The organism is Flavobacterium dankookense (assembly GCF_004362665.1).
In the GTDB taxonomy this organism is placed as follows: Bacteria; Bacteroidota; Bacteroidia; order Flavobacteriales; family Flavobacteriaceae; genus Flavobacterium; species Flavobacterium dankookense.
Genome location: NZ_SNXR01000012.1, coordinates 221233 through 240940, shown reverse-complemented (window position 1 = coordinate 240940; position 19708 = coordinate 221233). Strand labels below are relative to the sequence as shown.

General features: G+C 32.3%; 24 protein-coding genes. 3 read left to right on the top strand and 21 right to left on the bottom strand.

Annotated elements, in window-relative coordinates; all coding sequences use genetic code 11:
- Positions 1-76: 76 nt before the first annotated feature.
- Both BC748_RS05180 and BC748_RS05175 read right to left on the bottom strand, forming a co-directional pair.
- On the bottom strand, positions 77-964 hold the full coding sequence (locus BC748_RS05180; protein ID WP_133532405.1) for a DMT family transporter: 888 nt from the start codon (positions 962-964) through the stop codon (positions 77-79).
- The gene (locus BC748_RS05175; RefSeq protein WP_133532404.1) at positions 964-1317 is read right to left on the bottom strand and encodes an arsenate reductase family protein; all 354 of its coding nucleotides are present in this window, start codon (positions 1315-1317) and stop codon (positions 964-966) included. The genes BC748_RS05180 and BC748_RS05175 overlap by 1 nt, the downstream gene beginning before the upstream one ends.
- 257 nt (positions 1318-1574) lie before the next feature.
- Here BC748_RS05175 and BC748_RS05170 point away from each other — a divergent pair, with 257 nt between their 5' ends.
- The gene (locus tag BC748_RS05170; protein ID WP_133532403.1) at positions 1575-2717 is read left to right on the top strand and encodes a cystathionine gamma-synthase; all 1143 of its coding nucleotides are present in this window, start codon (positions 1575-1577) and stop codon (positions 2715-2717) included.
- Positions 2718-2770: 53 nt separating this feature from the next.
- Here the strand turns inward: BC748_RS05170 and BC748_RS05165 are convergent, their stop codons facing one another.
- From BC748_RS05165 to BC748_RS05135, 7 genes are all read right to left on the bottom strand, one after another.
- Positions 2771-3679 (bottom strand): DUF3078 domain-containing protein, encoded by a 909-nt coding sequence (locus tag BC748_RS05165; RefSeq protein WP_133532402.1) that lies wholly within the window; start codon positions 3677-3679, stop codon positions 2771-2773.
- A gap of 289 nt (positions 3680-3968) precedes the next feature.
- A complete protein-coding gene (locus tag BC748_RS05160; protein ID WP_133532401.1) occupies positions 3969-4475 on the bottom strand; it encodes a DUF2480 family protein in 507 nt (168 codons plus the stop codon).
- 78 nt (positions 4476-4553) lie between these two features.
- Entirely contained in the window at positions 4554-4877 is a 324-nt protein-coding gene (locus tag BC748_RS05155) for an SUF system Fe-S cluster assembly protein (RefSeq protein WP_133532400.1), read from the bottom strand.
- A 44-nt stretch (positions 4878-4921) separates the two neighbouring features.
- Positions 4922-5329: a GxxExxY protein gene (locus BC748_RS05150; RefSeq protein ID WP_133532399.1), complete on the bottom strand. Its 408-nt coding sequence runs from the start codon at positions 5327-5329 to the stop codon at positions 4922-4924.
- Between the two features lie 45 nt (positions 5330-5374).
- Positions 5375-5794: a SufE family protein gene (locus BC748_RS05145; protein ID WP_133532398.1), complete on the bottom strand. Its 420-nt coding sequence runs from the start codon at positions 5792-5794 to the stop codon at positions 5375-5377.
- Positions 5791-6231: a hypothetical protein gene (locus BC748_RS05140; protein ID WP_133532397.1), complete on the bottom strand. Its 441-nt coding sequence runs from the start codon at positions 6229-6231 to the stop codon at positions 5791-5793. Before BC748_RS05140 ends, BC748_RS05145 begins: the two co-directional genes overlap by 4 nt.
- Before the next feature lie 10 nt (positions 6232-6241).
- The gene (locus tag BC748_RS05135; protein ID WP_133532396.1) at positions 6242-7456 is read right to left on the bottom strand and encodes an aminotransferase class V-fold PLP-dependent enzyme; all 1215 of its coding nucleotides are present in this window, start codon (positions 7454-7456) and stop codon (positions 6242-6244) included.
- A gap of 256 nt (positions 7457-7712) precedes the next feature.
- Between BC748_RS05135 and BC748_RS05130 the strand changes: the two genes are divergently transcribed.
- Both BC748_RS05130 and BC748_RS05125 read left to right on the top strand, forming a co-directional pair.
- The gene (locus BC748_RS05130) at positions 7713-9059 is read left to right on the top strand and encodes a serine hydrolase domain-containing protein (protein ID WP_133532395.1); all 1347 of its coding nucleotides are present in this window, start codon (positions 7713-7715) and stop codon (positions 9057-9059) included.
- Positions 9060-9117: 58 nt separating this feature from the next.
- Positions 9118-9819, top strand: a complete 702-nt coding sequence (locus BC748_RS05125) for a hypothetical protein (protein WP_133532394.1) — start codon at positions 9118-9120, stop codon at positions 9817-9819.
- A 34-nt stretch (positions 9820-9853) separates the two neighbouring features.
- Here the strand turns inward: BC748_RS05125 and sufD are convergent, their stop codons facing one another.
- The 12 genes from sufD to BC748_RS05065 form a co-directional block, all read right to left on the bottom strand.
- Positions 9854-11170, bottom strand: a complete 1317-nt coding sequence (gene sufD, locus BC748_RS05120) for a Fe-S cluster assembly protein SufD (RefSeq protein ID WP_133532393.1) — start codon at positions 11168-11170, stop codon at positions 9854-9856.
- Positions 11171-11241: 71 nt separating this feature from the next.
- On the bottom strand, positions 11242-11994 hold the full coding sequence (gene sufC / locus BC748_RS05115; protein ID WP_133532392.1) for a Fe-S cluster assembly ATPase SufC: 753 nt from the start codon (positions 11992-11994) through the stop codon (positions 11242-11244).
- A 50-nt stretch (positions 11995-12044) separates the two neighbouring features.
- On the bottom strand, positions 12045-13493 hold the full coding sequence (sufB, locus tag BC748_RS05110) for a Fe-S cluster assembly protein SufB (protein WP_133532391.1): 1449 nt from the start codon (positions 13491-13493) through the stop codon (positions 12045-12047).
- Positions 13494-13577: 84 nt separating this feature from the next.
- Positions 13578-13907 carry a HesB/IscA family protein gene (locus BC748_RS05105; RefSeq protein ID WP_133532390.1) on the bottom strand — a complete coding sequence of 110 codons (330 nt, stop codon included), beginning with the start codon at positions 13905-13907 and terminating at the stop codon, positions 13578-13580.
- A 268-nt stretch (positions 13908-14175) separates the two neighbouring features.
- Positions 14176-14385: a hypothetical protein gene (locus tag BC748_RS05100; RefSeq protein WP_133532389.1), complete on the bottom strand. Its 210-nt coding sequence runs from the start codon at positions 14383-14385 to the stop codon at positions 14176-14178.
- 10 nt (positions 14386-14395) lie between these two features.
- Complete coding sequence (locus BC748_RS14250) at positions 14396-14971, bottom strand: hypothetical protein (RefSeq protein ID WP_211338546.1); 576 nt, start codon at positions 14969-14971, stop codon at positions 14396-14398.
- Positions 14972-15070: 99 nt separating this feature from the next.
- Positions 15071-15346 (bottom strand): hypothetical protein, encoded by a 276-nt coding sequence (locus BC748_RS05090; protein ID WP_133532388.1) that lies wholly within the window; start codon positions 15344-15346, stop codon positions 15071-15073.
- Between the two features lie 7 nt (positions 15347-15353).
- Positions 15354-15944, bottom strand: coding sequence for a zincin-like metallopeptidase toxin domain-containing protein (locus BC748_RS05085; protein ID WP_162846414.1), 591 nt, complete (start codon positions 15942-15944; stop codon positions 15354-15356).
- 109 nt (positions 15945-16053) lie between these two features.
- Positions 16054-16275: a hypothetical protein gene (locus BC748_RS05080; RefSeq protein ID WP_133532386.1), complete on the bottom strand. Its 222-nt coding sequence runs from the start codon at positions 16273-16275 to the stop codon at positions 16054-16056.
- A 2-nt stretch (positions 16276-16277) separates the two neighbouring features.
- A complete protein-coding gene (locus tag BC748_RS05075) occupies positions 16278-17027 on the bottom strand; it encodes a nucleotidyltransferase family protein (RefSeq protein ID WP_162846413.1) in 750 nt (249 codons plus the stop codon).
- Positions 17028-17135: 108 nt separating this feature from the next.
- Positions 17136-17432: a YrhB domain-containing protein gene (locus BC748_RS05070; protein ID WP_133532384.1), complete on the bottom strand. Its 297-nt coding sequence runs from the start codon at positions 17430-17432 to the stop codon at positions 17136-17138.
- Between the two features lie 4 nt (positions 17433-17436).
- Positions 17437-19641 (bottom strand): phage tail family protein, encoded by a 2205-nt coding sequence (locus BC748_RS05065; RefSeq protein ID WP_133532383.1) that lies wholly within the window; start codon positions 19639-19641, stop codon positions 17437-17439.
- Between the last annotated feature and the right edge of the window lie 67 nt (positions 19642-19708).

Genomic DNA, 19708 nt, shown 5'->3' with positions numbered 1-19708 from the left:
ATTGACTTCAAATATATGAAAAAGTGTTCAGTGTTCAGTTATTAGTATTCAGTGTTTTCTGCCAACTAATTACTGTTTACTGACTGCTTTTTTTCTGCGTTACCAAATAAACTCCATTAAAGATTAAAACTGCCGAAATAATTTTTACCCAAGTAACATCGTCTTTTCCTAAACTTACGGCAAAAATAGTGGCAAAAAGTGGTTGCAAATAAATGAAAACCGCAACGGTTGTTGGTTTTAATTCGCGCATGGAAACCAAATTGAGCAAATAGGTCAAAAACGTTGAAAAAACCACAACAAAACCTATTTTCCAGAAAATATCCATTGGAATATTCGTGAAATCAACGGCTTGAAACTCGCTCCAACCGAAAGGCAAAACCATCAAAAACCCGAAAGTATAAATCCATTTTACAAAAGTAAAAGCATTGTATTTATCCATTAACTTCTTTACGATTATAAGGTAAAAACCATAGGAAACCGCGTTGATAAAAACCAAAATATTTCCCAAAGTTGCATTGCTAGCATTGATTACGGATTTTCCATAAAGAATTAGAAAAACAGTTCCAATCAATCCTAAAATCAGGCCATAAATCTTTCGGTTTTGCATTCGTTCTTTCATCAATATTGCCGAAAGAACGAGCACAATCATTGGCGTTGTAACCATTAAAACCGCACCCATAATTGGCGAAGTATAACTCAATCCTTTAAAAAAAGTAAGCATGTTTAAAGCTACGCCAAAAAACGCCGCAGCAATAATTCGGGGGAAATCTTGTTTTTCGATTTTTTCGGTGGAAAAAAATGGCGTAATGAGCCAAAACAAAAGCATTGAACCACCAACTCGCATCAAAATAAATCCAAATGGTTCAATGTATTTTGGCATTACATCTTTAGCGATTGTAAACGTTACTCCATAAATAATGGAAACTAAAGTTGCGGCAAGTAATGCCCAATTTCTTTTAGACATTAGGTTAACGTTTTTATAACTTCGATGATGTTTTTTTGTCCGTTTCCAATATAAATTTTATCATCTATGATAAAAACTGGTCGGCTTAAAAACGTGTAATGTTCTAAAAGATACTTTTTAAAATCAGCTTCGGTTAGATTTTTATTTTTCAAATCCATCGATTTGTAAAGCTGTGCTTTTTTGCTAAACAACGCTTCGTAACTTCCAGATAGTTGGTACATTTCTTCCAATTCTTGCTCAGTTATTGGATTTTGACGAATGTCGTGAAACGTTAATCTGTCTGAATTTGGAAGTGATTTTATAATTTTTCTACAAGTATCACACGATGCTAAATAGTAGATTTTATTTTCCATTTTTTTATTTTTCCAAAAATACGCAATTTCTGTCATCCTGAGCACAGTCGAAGGAAGAAACGAAACTTTCGGGCATATTTACTAACCTTTTTCCCGCTTTCCACTCTATCTTTTTTGCTCAAAAAAAGAGCAAAAAAGGATGCCGTTACAATCGGGGTTAGAAGAAAAACTATTGGAACTTTTGTTTACTTTTGTGAAAAATAAAATCAATGAAACGTCTTGGCGTTCCATCCTCATTAAAAAAATAAGTAATCAAAATGAAATTCAATACCAAAGTCATACATGGAAATCAACACCATGAAGAAGTAACTGGAGCTGTAATGCCGCCAGTGTTTCAAACCTCAACTTATGCGCAAGTTTCACCAGGAAAACCTGTTGGCGATTACGAGTATTCTCGTGCCGCAAACCCAACACGTCAAGCTCTTGAAGATGCTTTAGCTTCGATAGAAAATGGTGCTCGCGGATTAGCTTTTGCTTCAGGATTGGCTGCAACTGATTGTTTATTACGACTATTTAAAGCTGGTGATGAAATCATCGCTATGGACGATTTATATGGCGGAACGTATCGTCTTTTCACTCGTTTATATAAAGATAGCGGTATCACATTTCACTTCGTAGATATGAACGATTTGGAGAAATTTCAATCGTTGATTAACGAAAACACCAAATTGGTTTGGGTTGAAACACCAACAAATCCATTAATGAAATTGGCAGATATTGCCGAGATTGCCAAAATCACTAAAAAACACAACATCCTTTTTGCGGTTGATAATACATTTGCAACGCCTTATTTGCAAAAACCTCTGGATTTAGGTGCTGATATCGTGATGCATTCGGCTACGAAATACCTTGGCGGACATTCAGATGTTATTGCTGGAGCTTTGGTTATCAAAGACAAAACGTTGGGCGATGAATTGCATTTCAAACAATTTGCTACTGGCGGAACACTTGGACCAATGGATAGTTTCTTGGTTTTACGTGGTATCAAAACCTTGCATTTACGTGTGCAAAGACATTGTGAAAACGGAGAAAAAGTAGCCAACTTTTTAGCAAATCATCCTGATGTTGCAACGGTTTATTATCCTGGATTGCCTGATCATCCTTTTCATGAAATTGCCAAAAAACAAATGAGCGGTTTTGGCGGAATGGTTTCTTTTACGTTCAAATCAGGAAAAAAAGAAGATGCGATTTCATTTTTGGAAAAAGTAAAAGTGTTCACTTTAGCCGAATCACTTGGCGGTGTGGAAAGTTTAGCCAATCATCCAGCGTTAATGACACATGCTTCCATTCCTGAAGACAAACGATTGGAAGTTGGAATTACCGATGATTTGGTTCGTTTAAGCGTTGGTGTAGAAGATATTGATGATTTATTAGCTGATTTAGAACAAGCGTTTAGATAAAAACAAAAAGTCCCGAAAAATTTCGGGACTTTTTTTATAAAATTGATTTCAGATTAAAAACCATAATTCACTCCTAAACCAATAACTTGTCTAGTTTGAACTTTTGCATAATTTGCTCCTTCTCCAACAGCATTATCGTCAAATAGTAATTGAAAAGCTAAATTGGTAGACAACGTTTTATTGATTTTCATGGCAACGTTTAAAGTATAGTCAACATCAACATTTTGTGGATCTTCTAAATAGTTAGAATAAAGGTTCAAAATATTTTCAACAGTTACGTTTTCAACTAATGTAAACTTGTAATACCCATTTATAGCGGCTCCAAATTCAAATCGTGACGAATCTCCTTGTTCTACACCAAATGATGGTCCAAGTTCAGTAAAATGAGGATGAACAATGATTAATTTGGACGTTGCTGGAGCAATATTCACTTTTAAATTGTCGCTTTTTTTCCATAACATACCTGGTCCAAATTGGAAAAAAGCTGGCGAAAAGAAATGCGAGGTTTTAACTCCTGTGGCTAAATCAACACCTGTATCAAATTGGGTTTGAAAATTAAAAAACAAAGAGTAAAACCATTCTCCACTTGCTTTTCTTCCTGCCAATGAGTTAAAAATCAATCTGTCATCTGATTTTTGTAAATCTTGGTCTTTAATTTTTGTCAAACCATAACCTGCAATGATTTTGTTATCCCAATTCCAATTATCGCTTTTGTAATTGAAATCATAGTTCAAACCAATGTTTCCAGAAACGTTGCTTTGTCCTCCAGCAAGCCAGTTATTGAATGTTGCTTGATTGGCCAAAAAAGTAAATGTTCCTTTTTTTGTCCAACCGTTTGGTTTTTCTTCTAGTAATTTTTTTGCCGCTTCTTCATTTTTTTGCAATAACTCTTTTTCGTTTACCTGAGCAAATACTGCTGTTGTAGCAAACAAAAATGTTATTGAAAGTAAAATTTTCTTCATTTTGTTAGATTTTAATTTTTCGGGTGCAAAGGTAACAATACATTTGGCTTGACCAAAATATTATTAAAATCTAACTTTCTAGCAACTAATTATTTAACATGATTTCGATTTTAGTTTTTTAAAATCAATGATTTTAAAAAACTAAAATAAATAGTTCCATTTTACAAAAAATTAAAAGTAAAAAACTAAAACCATTAAGAAATTAAGTTTCATTAAGTATTGTTGTGCTTAATTACCTTAACTTCTTAATGGTTTATAAAATCAATTAAAATTTTATGTTGAAAAAGAGTTATTTAGCTTTTTTGAATAATGGAACTGCCGAACAAGCTTCGCCATACATCACACTTTTAGCTACTTTTTGAAGTTCTTGAATAGCAATAATGTAAGCACTTTCGGGAACAGGTTTTTTGGAACAACCTTTCAAGATAATGGGTTTGTCTTGATATTGCGTGTAATCAATTTTAGATAAAATCTCTTGATATAATGACGTTTCCAAATCATTTATTGTTCCTAAAACCACTTTTTGGGCAAATGAAGAAACATGAGTTGTTACTAAAATACTTGCCCAAGCAGGCAAAATAGCATCAGTGGAACAATGAATAGCAACTAAATGATTTTGATATTGCGACCAATCATGATTTTTCAATGCTTCGCGAAAGTCTTTTTCTTTCAATAGAAAACCTTCATAAAGCCATTGCGAAAGGTCAATTTGCGTTCGAATTCCGTTTGGATAATAATCTTCCAAATCGAAAACTTCGAGCGATGAATTGGCTACTTTATTGATGATTTCGTCCATAGATTTGGTGTTCAGTATTCTGTTTTTTAGTTTTCACTGGCAAAACTGCCAACTCTTTACTGCCAACTGATAACTATTTTAAAGCATTCCTAATTCTAATTTTGCTTCTTCACTCATTAAATCTTTGCTCCACGGTGGATCGAAAGTAATTTCTACTTCACAGGATTTAACGGTATCGATTTTTTGGATTTTTTCTTCTACTTCTCTAGGCAATGTTTCAGCAACTGGACAATTTGGCGACGTTAAAGTCATTAAAACCTTAACTTCATTGTCTTCGTTAATCATTACGTCGTAGATTAATCCAAGTTCGTAGATGTCAACAGGAATTTCCGGATCATAAATCCCTTTTAAAACCTTTACTACATTTTCTCCTAAGTTTATTTCATCTTTAAATTCTTCCATTGTATTTTGCTTTTTACCATATAAGGCATTTGAGGTCATTTAAGTTAATCTTCTAATAATCTGTACTTATGATTAACATATGTTTTTTGACCTTCCTTAAATATATTGGTTACATTAAAATTTATTATTAAACCCATTGAAACATCTAATAAATTCATATAAGATAGAACTTGGGCTTCATGAATTGGCAATACTTTTTCTACTGATTTTAATTCTAATACTAATTGATTTTCAATAAATAAATCGCATCTCAAATTAGCATCAAGTTCCAATCCTTTATAATCTATTGGAATTACTAATTCTGTTTCAAAGTAAATTCCTCTAAGCTCCAATTCTCTTTCCATGCATTTATGATAAACACTTTCCAAAAGCCCAGGTCCAATTTCTTTATGAACCTCAATAGCAGCACCATTTACTCGATAAACTAATTCTTTAAGATCAGATTTTGTCATATTATTTGAACTTAAATGCTCTTAAATGCCTTATATGGTTAGAAATTAATTCTTAGCGCTAAACGCCAAAGCATACATTTTTATTTGTTTAATCATTGAAACCAAACCGTTTGCTCGTGTTGGCGACAAATGTTCTTTCAATCCTATTTCATCGATAAAGTCAGTATTAGCATCCAAAATATCTGTTGGATTTTGGTTGGAAAAAGTTCGAATTAAAATCGCAATTATACCTTTGGTTAAAATCGCATCACTATCGGCAGTAAAAACTACTTTATCATCATTTTGCTCACCATGAACCCAAACTTTTGACTGGCAACCTTTAATGATGTTATCTTCGGTTTTATATTGTTCGTCAATCAATGGTAATGATTTTCCTAGCTCGATGATGTATTCATAGCGTTGCATCCAATCATCAAACATTGAAAATTCATCAACAATTTCGTCTTGTATTTCTTTTATTGTCATTCCTTATCGTCGGTTAATGCCACAATTTTATTTACTAAACCTTCAATTTCAGCTGGTGGAAAACCATGATCAAAATTAACTGTTTCAAAGTTTTTCTCCTGATATCTAACCTTCAAATCAGCAATTGCTGCACCATCATAATGGCGTTTTTGTGTTGGATCTTTTAAAGTTGGAAAAGCTTCCAAATTTGTTTTTTCAAACAATGCAATCAAGTCATTCCAATCAGAATCAGAAATTTTTACTTGTTTTTGTGACATTGTTTCAGGTGTTCTTCCTTTTGATATCGTAGCCATTTGATTGGTGATAATCACTTTCAAATGAAAACCACGAGTCATTGCAGAATATTGCAAAACTGCATTATTAATGTCATTTTGAGCTTCGTTACTGCAACTTTTTCCAAGGAAAATAGTTAGTAAAATCATTCCTATTGCTTTCATATTCTTAGTTTTAAGACAACATCATTTTCGCTTTTTTCACCGCTTCTACAAAAATATCAATTTCTTCTTTAGTATTATAAAAAGCAAAACTCGCTCTTATTGTTCCAGGAATTTGATAAAAATCCATAATCGGTTGCGCACAATGATGTCCGGTTCGTACTGCTATTCCTAGTTTGTCAATAATTGTACCAATGTCATACGGATGAACTCCTTCGATATTAAACGAAATTACCGATGTTTTTTCTTTAGCCGTTCCGAAGATTTTCAGACCATCAATTTCTAATAATCTTTTAGTTCCGTATTCTAATAATTCGTGTTCGTAGGCTTGAATGTTTTCAAAACCGATTTCATTCAAGTAATCAATCGCGGTTCCAAGCACAATTCCTCCGGCGATATTTGGTGTTCCAGCTTCAAATTTATGTGGCAAATCAGCGTACGTAGTTTTTTCGAACGAAACCGTTGCAATCATTTCGCCACCACCTTGATATGGTGGTAATTTTCGAAGCCATTCTTCTTTTCCGTATAAAATGCCAACACCTGTTGGTCCGCAAATTTTATGGCCGGAAAACACATAAAAATCACAATCCAATTCTTGAACATCTGGTTTTAAATGTGGTACAGCTTGTGCGCCATCAATTAAAACTGCCGCGCCAAATTCATGTGCTTTATCAATAATATATTTTATCGGGTTTAAAGTTCCTAATGCATTCGAAATATGGTTTACAGTAACCACTTTAGTTTTATCCGAAAGTAATTTATCAAATTCTGAAATAATCAATTCACCTTCATCATTCATTGGAATTACTACCAATTTTGCACCCGTTTTTTCACAAAGCATTTGCCACGGCACAATATTACTGTGATGTTCTAAAGCAGATACTAAAACCTCATCACCTTCTTTTAAAATCGATGCAAAACCATTTGCAATTGCATTAATTCCGTGGGTTGTTCCCGAGGTAAAAATTACTTCATAAGGGAATTTTGCATTAATATGCTGCTGGATTTTACCACGAGAAACTTCATAAGCATCTGTTGCTAATTGACTTAAAGTGTGTACGCCACGATGAATATTGGCATTTATTTCTTCGTAATATTTTGTAATGGCATCAATAACCACTTTTGGTTTTTGCGATGTAGCACCGTTATCAAAGTAAACAAGTTGTTTCCCATTCACTTTTTGAGTAAGTATGGGAAAGTCGGCTCTTATTTTTTGTATATCTAACATGAATTATTTAGAAAAAATCTAAATACAAAAGTACACATTTTGAAATGGTTTTTTATCAAACGTTTGTTAATAATTGTTGAATGTTTTTACAAACCATATAAGTCATATAAGTTCATTTAAGTTAAAGCATATTTATGTAATAATCTATTACTATTTTTCAATTTGAGTACAGCGAAATAAAATTACCAAATTCTTATATGTGCTTAAATACCTTATATGTTTCAATTTTTATAACTTGCATCAAAATCTACTTATCATGAAAAAATTCTTCAAAATATTCGCTGTTTTAGTCCTATTACTTTTAGTTTATCTTCGAATAGCAATCTATCCGCAATTGGATTTAATATCGGGTTTCTCTGCTAAAAGTGTTGCCTCTGGACATTTTTTAGACAATCGTTCCTTGGAAACCATACAACAAGGTGATAATGATATTGATAAAATAGACTGGGCAACCAACGAAATTAATGATACAGAACGATTTGTGACTTCAAAAGTTTACGGATTTAAAGAACGAAAAGCCATTTATCGTGAAGGTTTGGGTGCAACTTTAATTAATGATGATTTTGATGTTTCTAAACCGTATTTGGTTCCAAAAAGAAATAAAATCAATCCAAATTTGCCTTTTCCGTATGGAAATTTGGAACCAAAAGACACTGTTTTTTCAAATATTGATTACACAAAATTAAATGCTGTTATTGAAAAAGCTTTTGACAAAAAAGGAGAAAAAAATAAGCGCACTCGTTCGGTAATTGTAATTTATAAAGACAAAATTATTGCCGAAAAATACACCGATGGTTTTGATAAAAACTCCAAAATATTAGGTTGGTCGATGACAAAAAGTTTGACAGCAACCTTTTTCGGTATTCTGCAAAAACAAGGTAAAATCGACATTTCAAAACCAGCTCCAGTTGCCGAATGGAAAAATGACGAGCGCAAAAACATTACTATCAACGATTTGCTTCACATGAATTCTGGCTTGGAATGGGAAGAGAATTATTCTAAAATATGTGATGCTACCAAAATGCTTTTTATTGAAGAAGATATGACGCAATCGCAAATCAATAAACCATTAGTTGGAAAACCCGATAACACTTGGAATTACTCTTCAGGAACAACTAATTTATTGAGTGGAATTTTAAGAAAGCAATTTAAAACACATCAAGAATATTTAGATTTTTGGTACAGTAGTTTGTTAGACAAAATAGGAATGAACTCTGCTTTGGTAGAAACCGATATGGCAGGGAATTTTGTAGGTTCGTCTTATGGTTGGGCAAATACAAGAGATTGGGCAAAATTTGGATTACTCTATTTACACAAAGGCAATTGGAACGGCGAACAAATTTTTGACGAAAGTTGGGCAAGATATGTTGCAACTCCAACGAATACTTCCAGCGGACAGTATGGTGCACAATTTTGGTTAAACGCTGGTGGAAGATTTCCAAATGCTCCAAAAGATATGTTCTACGCAAGTGGTTATCAAGGACAAATGGTAGCGATTTTCCCAAGTCACGATTTAGTAATTGTTAGAATGGGTTTGAAAGAAGATCCTGAATTTGATTTTGATGGTTTGTTAAGTGATATCGTAAAAAGCCTAAAAAAATAACTCGTTCAAGTTATTTGTTAAAAAATATCTTATTTTTGAAAATCTAATTAATTTTGAAATGAAAAAAGCTCCTCTAATTAAAGCTGCAATACTAATTATATACTTACTAGGCTTATCTTCTTGCAGCAGTGATGATGCAGCAATAGTTGAAGATAATGGAATAACTACAGGAAATTATTTTCCTTTGATCACGAACAATAAGTGGTGGTATACTAACAATGGTGAAGTTAGCCTTGTTTACGTTGGTTATACTAATAACTTTGAAGGTATTCCTTACTATCGCATCAATGATGATGGTAGTGATTTTAACATCCCACAGTGGATGCTTAAAAAAGGTGCTTCTTATTATCAAAAATCTGGAGAAGTTCTTATGCCGCTGGAAGGTGGTGCAACCTTGGAGATTGGAGAATATGAAATAAAAATGTTTAGAGATGATTTGTCCGTTGGAGCTACTTGGAGTGGTTCAACCCCATTACATGTAATTGTATACAACAATGGCGCTCACCAAAAGTTGCCAGCATCACTTACCTATACAGGTACCATTCTGGAAAGAGATGCATCAGAAACATTAAATGACGTAACTTATACCAATATAATCAAGATGCAGTTGCATGCAGTTGAAACCGTAAATTCACAAGTAACCAATATAGAAGCTGAGTATTGGTTTGCTAAAGATATTGGGCTAATCCGGGAAAGTGTAACCAGCAGTACTGATAATGTAACTAAAACGAGGACTTTGACTAGTCATGAACTGAACTAACAAAAAAAGGCTTTCCGTTTGGAAAGCCTTTTTACTATAAATCAAACCCTAAATTAACGCCTAATTTCATTGCGATAATTTTTGTAATTCGTTTTTTAAGTTCGGGTATTTTGATGCTTTCTATTACTTCGTTAGAGAAGGCATACATTAATAATGCTTTGGCTTCTTTCTTAGGAATTCCGCGTTGTTGCATGTAGAACATGGCGCTTTCATCCAATTGACCAATTGTGCATCCGTGTGAACATTTTACATCATCGGCGAAAATTTCTAATTGTGGTTTGGCGTTTATTGTAGCTTTATCACCAATTAAAATATTGTTGTTTTGTTGGAAAGCATCCGTTTTTTGAGCTTCTTTTTCTACGTAAATTTTTCCGTTGAAAACTCCTGTTGAGCTGTCGGCAAGAATGGTTTTGTAGTTTTGATGGCTTTCACAATTTGGCGTTGCGTGATTTACAAGTGTATAATGATCAACGTGTTGCTTGTCGCCAATAATGGTAATTCCTTTCAATGTAGAGTCAATTCTCTCTCCAAAATGATAGAAATTCAAGTTGTTTCTTGTGATATTTCCACCAAAAGAAAACGTGTGAACCGAAACTCTACTTTCTTGTTTTTGAGAAATATAGGTGTTATCAATTAGGTTTGCCGATTGCAAATCGTTTTGAATTTTATAATAATCTACGATGGCGCGTTTTTGAGCAAAAATCTCTGTAACTGCATTGGTTAAGACCGGATTTTCGTTTAAAGATTGATGTCTTTCAATAATTTGAACGTGCGCATTTTCGCCAACGATTACCAAATTTCTAGGTTGCACCATTAAAGCATTTTCAATTCCTGTTGAGAAATAAATGATTTCGATTGGTTTTTCAACAACTTTACTTTTTGGGATGTTGATGTATGCACCTTCGTTTGCGAAAGCAGTATTTAACGAGGTTAACGTTTCGTCTTTACTGGCAATTTTATTGAAATATTCATCGATTACCATTTTGTATTTTGGCTTAGTCAATGCCGATGATAGTAAGCAAACATCCAATCCGTCGTGAGTTGTTGACGATAAAAACGAAGAGAATTTTCCGTCCACAAAAATCACTTTATACGTATCGATTTCGTGCAAGAAGTATTTTTTTACGGCAGCAAATTCAATTGAATTTTCATGTTTTGGAAACACTGAAAAATCGTTTTTTAGGATTGAATTCAGCGATGTATATTTCCAAGCTTCCTCTTTTTTGGTTGGGAAACCTTTGTTTTCAAAGTTTTTTATGGCAGAAGTACGCAAATCGTGAAGTTCTGAATGAACATCGATTTGCTCTTCGAAAGCCATGAATGAGGATATAAGTTTTTCTTTTAATTCCATATTTTTTGTTGTCGGTTGTCAGTTGTTTTTGTTGTCCGTTTGAAACCGATAACAGACAACTGAGAACTTTTTTAAACTTCTAACTCTGCTTTAATCCAATCGTATCCTTTTTCTTCTAGCTCGTAAGCCAATTCTTTTCCGCCTGATTTTACGATTTTTCCATCCATTAAAACGTGAACGAAATCTGGAATAATATAATCTAACAAACGTTGGTAGTGCGTGATTACTAACACTGCGTTGTTTTGGTTTTTAAGTTTGTTTACTCCGTTTGCAACAATTCGAAGCGCATCAATGTCCAATCCCGAGTCGGTTTCGTCTAAAATAGCTAGTTTTGGTTCTAGCATTGCCATTTGGAAAATCTCGTTACGTTTCTTTTCTCCGCCTGAAAAACCTTCGTTTAAAGAACGTGAAAGAAACTTACGATCGATTTCTAATAATTCCGATTTTTCACGGATTAATTTCAGCATTTCGTTGGCTGGCATTTCCTCTTTTCCGTTGGCTTTTCTACTTTCGTTGATGGCCGTTTTCATGAAGTTGGTAACCGAAACTCCTGGAATTTCAACTGGATATTGAAATGATAAGAAAACACCTTTGTGAGCGCGTTCTTCTGGAGCTAATTCTGAAATGTCTTCTCCTTCTAAAAGGATTTCTCCATCAGTAACTGTGTAATTTTCGTTACCAGCAATGATGGAAGAAAGTGTTGATTTTCCTGCACCATTTGGTCCCATGATGGCGTGAACTTCTCCTGCGTTTATCTCAAGATTAATTCCTTTTAATATTTCTTTGTCTTCTACTGAAGCGTGTAAGTTGCTAATTTTTAACATTTTATTCTTTTATTTTAAAACCATTTAAGGAATATAAGTTCATTTAAGTTTTATCCTACCGAACCTTCTAACGAAATTTCTAATAATTTTTGTGCTTCAACAGCAAATTCCATTGGTAATTTATTCAAGACTTCTTTGCTGAAACCATTTACGATTAAAGCAATTGCTTTTTCGGTTGGAATTCCTCTTTGATTGCAATAAAAAACTTGATCTTCACCGATTTTAGAAGTCGTTGCTTCATGTTCGATTTTGGCTGATGAATTTTTGCTTTCGATGTAAGGAAAAGTGTGAGCACCACAATTATTTCCCATCAACAAACTATCACATTGCGAGAAGTTTCTAGCGTTTTCTGCATTAGCGCTAATTCGAACTAAACCTCTGTAACTGTTTTGTGATTTTCCTGCCGAAATTCCTTTAGAAATAATAGTTGATTTGGTATTTTTACCTAAATGAACCATTTTAGTTCCTGTATCAGCTTGTTGAAAATTATTGGTCACTGCAATCGAATAAAATTCTCCAATTGAATTGTCACCTTTCAATACCACCGATGGATATTTCCACGTTACTGCAGAACCAGTTTCTACTTGTGTCCATGAGATTTTTGCGTTTTTTTCACAAATTCCTCTTTTTGTAACGAAGTTAAAAACACCACCTTTTCCTTCTTTATTTCCTGGATACCAGTTTTGTACGGTAGAATATTTTATTTCAGCATTGTCCAAAGCGATTAATTCTACAACAGCTGCGTGCAATTGATTTTCATCACGACTTGGCGCTGTACAACCTTCAAGATACGATACATAACTTCCTTCATCGGCAATTAAAAGTGTTCTTTCAAATTGACCTGTTCCTGCTTGATTGATACGGAAATAAGTTGATAATTCCATTGGACAACGAACGCCTTTTGGAATATAACAGAAACTTCCGTCTGAAAAAACAGCCGAATTCAAAGCCGCGTAGAAGTTATCTCTTTGTGGCACAACCGTTCCTAAATATTTCTGAACTAAATCTGGATACTCGCGAATGGCTTCAGAAATACTCATGAAAATGATACCTTTTTCTGCTAATGTTTTCTTGAAAGTAGTTGCCACCGAAACCGAATCGACTACAATATCCATAGCGACATTATTCAATTTCTTTTGCTCATCGATAGAAATTCCTAGCTTTTTATACATTTCCAAAAGGTCTGGATCAACATCATCGAGTGTTTTATTTGGATCAGCTTTTTTAGGAGCTGAATAGTACGAAATGGCTTGAAAATCAGGTTTATCATAATTAACATTTGCCCATTCTGGTTCTACCATTTCTTGCCATGCACGAAAAGCTTCAATACGCCAATCGGTCATCCATTGCGGTTCGTCTTTCTTTTTAGAAATCGCACGAACAATGTCTTCGTTTAATCCAATAGGAAACGTTTCCGAATCTAATTCGGTGTAGAATCCGTATTCGTATTCTTTATTTTCTAATTCGACTTTTAAGTCTTCTTCAGTGTATTTTGACATTTTATTTTTTTTAAAACCATTAAAATATTAAGGAAATTAAGACTTAATAAAACTTACTGTCTTAATGGCTTAAATAATTAAATTTTACAACGAAAAACTTTCTCCACAGCCGCAAGTTCTACTCGCATTTGGGTTGTTAAAAACAAATCCTTTTCCATTCAATCCACCAGAAAATTCTAAAATTGTTCCAGCTAAATAGAGAAATGATTTTTTTTCAACGGCTATTTTCACATTATTATCTTCAAAAACTTTATCGTTTTCTCCTATTTCTTTGTCAAATTTTAATTCATATGACAAACCTGAGCAACCGCCACTTTTTACGCCAACACGAACATAATCGGTAGCAGCATTAAAACCGTCTTCTTCCATCATAGAAACGATTTTTTTACTTGCTGATTCAGAAACTTGTATCATGGTCTATTTTGATTTTGTCTAAATTAACTGCAAAGATACTTCATGTTGGCTATTTTACAACATAATCTAACATTTTTATAACGAATGGTGAAATAGAAATTGTTTATGATTTGGTTTATATTAAGTCTAAGTTGCAAGGTTTTCTATTCCTTTTTGATTTGGTCTATCAAATGCGTCAGTGCTTCAAAAACATCATCTACAAGATTACCTGCTTTTTTAAGAACGCTTTGAAAAAGTAAAAAAGCTACCCGAAAGTAGCTTTTAATAATTAGTTAGAATTTTTCTGGAGATATTCTATTCCTTTTTTGGTAATTTCATAACCATTTTTTTTGACTAAATTTTCTTCTCTCATTTCTTGCAGAATAGGAACCCATGATATTGAAAAATCTACAACATCATGGAATAATCTATCCAACTTATGAACACCTAATGTTTGGTTTTCTTTAAAAATCTTTAAAATAATTATTTTATAATTCATCTCTTTTAATTTAAAATTGAACATCTGGATGATATAAACTATGTATTGTTTTATCATCATATCTTATTTTTTCAAAAACTTTATAATCTTCTAATGTTGCTGAATGAGTGTTTTCCCATAATTCTGCAAAATCTTTTTCTGACATGTCCAAATAAGTAGTTTTTTCATGACCTAATACTTTATATCTTTCAAATTCACGAGTTTCATGCGTAAAAAATCTTTTGTCAAAGTCTGTTAACTCTATTTCATTTTTAAATACTCTTTCTAATCGGTCTATCATTCTTTCATTCCAAATATCAGTTTCAAATCTACTCAAATGCTTTTTAACAACATCTATACCTTCTTTTGTGATTTTAGCTTCTTTCCATGAAAGATTTAAAATTTTTCCACCACAGTTGTTAATATCAAAAGTACGCTTACTATATTTTCCAACGACTAATTTTGTTGGAAACTTTTTGCCTGTTTCAAAAACCTCATCTGCTTTACCACTTTTTAACAAATCCTCCAACCATTTGAAAAAATCGTCGATGATTTTCTTGACATAAGCTGCAAAATTATTGGCTCCTTTTTTGATTTGGTCTATCAAATGAGACAATGCTTCAAAAACATCATCTACAAGATTACCTGCTTTTTTAAGAACGTTTTGTAAAAGTAAAAAAGCTTCCCGAAAGTAGCTTTTTTAAAATTAATTAGAAATTTTCTTAAAAATGTTTTTGCCTAAAATATATTCTAATTCACTTGTTTCAACATCTATTGTAACAGTATAAATATTATTGGTGAGAGGATTACCCTCTATTGCTTCTTTATTAAAATTAACAATATGCATAGGTTTAGTCCCATTTCCTTCATACAACGGACTTTTTTCTCTTATGCCACTATAGGTCAAATCTTCAATAACAATGTTGAAATTTAATTGATTTAAGTATTTTAATACTTTTTCTAAAATTGCTTTCTCTTCCATAACTTTTCTATTTCGGTATTTTTACATTTCTTTTTTCTAAATGAAATTGATATATGTCAAGATTCAAATAATTATGCCTCAATTCAAATGGATTTAAATTATAACGTTTTGCATTTTTTTCTATTTGCTCATACACATATTTTTCTCTTTTATAACTTCTCAATAGATTTTCAACAGTATACTCATTTGGAAATTTTGTTCCAAATAAAGCAGCATCTTTTACATACTCATCAAAACCAATTTTTGACATTTCTTCAGCGTGAAAATGTTCATGAACCATAAAATATTCTGTAACATCATTTTTATAAAGAATAGTGTTTGTATTTGGATCAAATTGAGCTAAAATATCAGGACTGTCAAATTTTTCTACCTTTTTCAACTTTGTACCAAACTTTTTCAAAAGTATTTTTGCCCAATCATCTAATTCTGCTTTTGATAAAACTTTGCCTCCATACAAGCCGTTTCCAGTAATATTGTCAAAAATATCATCGGCTTTACCACTTTTAAACAAATCCTCTAACCATTTAAAAAAATCGTCGATGATTTTCTTGACATAAGCCGCAAAATGTGTTGCGCCTTTTTTGATTTGGTCTATCAAATGCGTCAGTGCTTCAAAAACATCATCTACAAGATTACCCGCTTTTTTAAGAACGTTTTATAAAAGTAAAAAACCGTTTCATACTTATACTTCTGAAACGGTTTTGTTATTAAAGACCTCTTTCTTTTTTTAACTTTTCAACATATGTGTTGAATTTTTGTTCCGATAATTCTTCTACATCTCCATCAGGATCATATGTTACTTGATGAGAATATCTAAAATTTTGTTCAAACACACCTGTTTGCATGTTTAATGCTAAATAGTTTTCGTATGTTTCATAAATCTCAACAATTACAGGTCTTAATCCACACAAATAAAATTTTTTCTCCATTTTTATTTATTTTTTATTTTATTCCAAACTTCATCGTAAAGAATTTTTTCTTGTTTTTTTAATTTATTAATTGTTATTTGTTCTTGAATAGTCAATTCTCTTCTAGTATAAATAGCTTCTAAATTTCTTCTTTCTTCATACAACTTATGACCAATGCCTTCAGCAACTTCATCCATTTCTTTTAAATGCAATCGAAACTCAACAATATGACCATTTTTCATTTCAATATTCATCAGTATGTCTCTGTAGCCATTGAGTGGTTGTTGTATTCTATCCTTAATTTTTAGAATTTTATATTCTTTATTGAACTTATTTAAAGCTATGTACAAATCATCTACTGTTTCATAAACCACTTTACTACCTGCAATATCTACCAATCTTGATGCATCTCCAAAATAATCACTATCAATTTTCTCTAACGCTCGTTCTCTACTTTTTAATCCATTTCTAAAACCAGCTTTACCATTTGTCTTTTTAGCAAATTCTTTGGTCGCATTTTTCAATTCTCTATTGGCAGTACTTGCGGCACTATATAATTCGTCTAAATCATTTGAAATTTGATGTAATTCTATTTTTGGAATTTTACTAATAATATCGTCACTTATTTTTTTCCAAAATAGATTTTTGTCATCAAAAACCTCATCCGCTTTTCCGCTTTTAAACAAATCCTCCAACCATTTGAAAAAATCGTCGATGATTTTCTTGACATAAGCCGCAAAATTCTTAGCTCCTTTTTTGATTTGATCTATCAAATGAGACAATGCTTCAAAAACATCATCTACAAGATTGCTTGCTTTTTTAAGAACGTTTTGTAAAAGTAAAAAAGCTACCCGAAAGTAGCTTTTAATAATTAAAGTAGTTTATTTTATTGGCCATCTGCCTGCCTCATATTCCAGAATATAATATTCTTCAGAAGCTCCAGTACCAAACTCAACAATATTTCCTGTTTCTTTTTCTACAAGAAAAGGAGCATTACCTGCTACAGCATATTTGTCATCTTTGGTTTCATAATATTTTTTGCTAGTGTAAAAATATATAATCCCATAAGGTTTTTTAATTATATGCTTTTGAAGAATTAAAAGCTCCATTTTTGCTTCTTCTTCTATTTCTCTAATAAATTTATTAGCAACTTCTGTTATTTCTTTTTCTGTTAACATAATTTTAATTCGTTTTTAGATATTTAAATGATTTATAACCTGCACTTAGATTAGCTTTTCCATCATGTCTTTGAGCATCAATAAAAATTAAGTCTCCGTCTTTTTTTACAACATTAAACACATGATTTATTTCATTCTGATTGTTTTTAATACCATAAATTATTCCTCTTTCACCTTCTTTCATTACTTTTTTTATCGAAGGAATACCCATTGACAAAAATGTATTTTTGTATATATCTTCTAGTTTTTTTATGTATTGAATTCTTGAAGGTTTTGCTAACACAATCTTTCCTGTTTTTAAGAACCCTTCTACACTTTCAACTACGTTTACACAATTAGTATTAGAAACTTGTAAAATTTTCCCATCTACAACATGATGATTAAAATATATAAGAGCTTCATCTAAATGTTCCAAGGCTTCTTTTGGCTTAATCTTGGACAATTTTAACAATCCTTCTTCAAACTCTTCTACAGATATTTTAATCCTTGTGGAAATGTTTTCAGCCATTCCAGATAACTCATCCGCTTTTCCGCTTTTAAACAAATCCTCCAACCACTTGAAAAAATCGTCTATGATTTTCTTGACATAAGCCGCAAAATTATTAGCTCCTTTTTTGATTTGGTCTATCAAATGAGACAATGCTTCAAAAACATCATCTACAAGATTGCTTGCTTTTTTAAGAACGTTTTTTACTGATGAACCTGCTTTGGCAAACAGCCTTTCGACGGTTGCAGAACCTCCGGTAAAAATTATTTCCAACAAAATTTGGACTATAGCAAATATAATATATCCTGTGAAATAGGCAATTTTTGAACCGTTGAATGTTATATTGATGCTTTTTGTCAATGCAATAAACTTACTCAACATTTCGAGTGGCAAGGACAACACTTGCTTAAAAAAAGCAATACAGTCAAAACTAGCCATGGCTTGTATAAAGTTTTCGGCATATTCCAGTACAATGGCATGATAGAACGTTTCATTTTGCTTATAATCGGCATAGTTTTTTACGGCTTTGAGGAAAAAACCAATAAAACTGAAAATTCCACTAATAAAGTCCAAAAATCCATTAATAAGACCGCATAAAAAAGCATTCATCCATTCTTGTCCGGCTTCAACAATAGTAACAAACTCTTTATAAAATGATTGCATCACTTCATAAAAAAGGTAGGTTTCATCGGTTGCCATCAAAATGAGTTTTTGCAAAGGTTCATAAATGAAAACCGGAATTTTACGCTTGTTTTGTTCTAGTTCAGCTTTCATTTTTTTAGCTCTCTCCAAAATTTCATTTTTAGTTTTAGACCGAACTTTTTGATTTATAACTACTCCATGTTTATTTCCTGAAAGAATAATAAAAGGCGCATTCTTATGTGAAAATCCGGGAAGCGATGTATCCCAATCTTCTTCTTTAAATTTCCAGTCGGCTATTCCGTTGGCTATTTTATCTGAAGCCTCCGCAATACCTTCTAAAACCACAGCAACTGCTTTTCCTTTTACATTAGAAAACAAATCTCTCCAAAACTTAAAAAACCCATAATGACTCAAAGCGTTATCAAATAGCTTTTTGGCATCTTTTTTACTAACATGAATTTCATTTTTTTCCATGAAATCCAATACTTTCTCCCAATGTGTATCACCTTTGAAAAATGATTTAACATTGGCACCAATCACAAAATCCATAACGGTTCCTAACACGTTGAAACTATCATCTGTTTCCATAAAAACAGCCAATACATCAGGATAACGACTACTGCTTTCTTTGAAATCTTTTTGTGCACGAAGTAATTTTGCACCATCAGACGAAGAAAAAAACCAAATGGTAATTTCATCACTGAGCGTTAAAATTTTTCTACCATGAATAAAACTTTCTACCAAAACTTCGGGCAAATTAACTTTTACTTCATCACAATTACAATTGCCATTTTCATCCTTTTCACATGGACATTCTTTTATGTTTTCCTGAATTTTTACATTTTTAAAAACACCGGTTGTATCACATAATGCAATATTATTTTTTTGGTTAACAATAGCTTCAGGAAAATAGTGTTTTTGTATTTCCTCGGGACTTTTTAATTTCCATTCTTCTTTCCAAATCGTGTTTTCTGTTGGTTCTAAAGTTGGAAAAGACAATCCATTGGGAAACAAATTGCCTAAAAAGGCATCGTCTTGTTTTTCGTCGAAAACAAGCGGTATTCCATTAATTTCTTCCATAAAAATCTTTTAAAAAATTGAACAATTTCTTTTGGCCAAAAGATTTTATAATGCAAATATATGATTT